We start from the raw sequence: 1,455 nt of genomic DNA, 5'->3' as shown, positions 1-1,455 counted from the left end.
TGAAGTGCACCCCAATTGTTAGACACATAATTAACAATTGGAGGTGCATTTTTTATGGCTAAATTTTCTTCAAAAGATAAAATACAAGCAGTAAAACGATATCTAGAAGGTACGGAAGGCGGAAAAACCATTGCTAATTCTATAGGGGTTCATCCTAGAGAACTTTATCAATGGATTAAACGGTTTGAATTTTCAGGGGAAAAGGCGTTTGAAAAACGCTATACAACTTACTCTCTCGAGTATAAACTAGATGTAATTCATTATATGAATGAAAATGGGACATCTCTGAGAGAAACAGCTGCTTTTTTTAATATTCCTTCTTGCGAAACACTCCGAAAATGGAAAGTAGCATATGAAACAGAAGGATTAGATGCCCTAAAATCAAAGAAAAAGGGGCGTCTAACCATGGCCAAAGAAAAAGCTAAGCTACAACATTTAAAACAAAACGAAGTATCTCTTGAAGGTTCTATAGAAGCGCTACAAGCAGAGAATGAACGTCTGCGTATGGAAAATGACTATTTAAAAAAGTTGAATGCCTTAGTTCAAAAGAAGAAAACATCACAGACCAAGACAAAGCGCAATTGATTTATGAATTAAGGCATAAATACAAGGTCGTTGACCTTGTGAAAGTCGCTAATATCGCTCGTAGTACGTACTATTACTGGATGAAACAAGCGAAACGTCCAGATAAATATAAGAAAGTTAAAGAATTAATTAAAGAGATCTTTAGTGAGAATTTTGGGAGGTATGGTTATCGTCGTATTACATTGGAATTACGTAATCGAGGCCATGCATTAAATCATAAAACCGTTCGACGTTTAATGAATATCCTGGGATTAAAATGTCTTGTTCGATTAAAAAAATATCGTTCATATAAAGGGACTGTCGGGAAATTCGCTCCTAATATTTTAAAACGTAATTTTCACGCATCAAAACCAAATGAAAAATGGGTAACAGATGTGACGGAGTTCCACTTACATGGTAAAAAACTATATCTATCACCCATTTTAGACTTATATAACGGAGAAATTATAGCTTACAATATAGAACATAGACCTGCCTATTCCCTTGTTTCTAAAATGTTGAATAAGGCGTTTCAACGTTTGAATGATAAGGAAACTCCTATTTTACACTCGGATCAAGGTTGGCATTATCAAATGCGACAATATCATCAGTCGCTTAAAAAACATAACGTTATCCAAAGTATGTCCCGTAAGGGAAATTGCTTAGATAATGCAGTCATGGAAAATTTCTTTGGCTTATTAAAGTCTGAATTACTTTATCTTAAAGAGTTTGAAAGTATGGAACAATTTAAGCAAGAACTAGAAACTTATATTCATTACTACAATCACAAAAGAATTAAAACAAAACTAAAAGGATTGTCCCCTGTGCAATACAGAGTTCAATCCTTAGTAGCTGCTTAATATATTTGTCTAATTTTTTGGGTTCAGTTCA

At 33.7% G+C, this 1,455-nt stretch carries 1 protein-coding gene; it reads left to right on the top strand.

All coding sequences use genetic code 11. The features are described 5' to 3' along the window. Positions 1-54 precede the first annotated feature (54 nt). A protein-coding gene (locus tag G9F74_RS29365; RefSeq protein WP_087949097.1) for an IS3-like element ISBth167 family transposase occupies positions 55-1,424 on the top strand; the annotation gives its coding sequence in 2 pieces (ribosomal slippage) (positions 55-520 and positions 520-1,424; 1,371 coding nt in all). Positions 1,425-1,455: the final 31 nt, after the last annotated feature.

It is taken from the genome of Bacillus sp. EKM202B (assembly GCF_011066025.1).
GTDB classification, from domain to species: Bacteria; Bacillota; Bacilli; order Bacillales; family Bacillaceae_G; genus Bacillus_A; species Bacillus_A toyonensis.
Note: the sequence above shows the minus strand (reverse complement) of the source record. Positions and strands in the feature narration are given on the sequence as shown.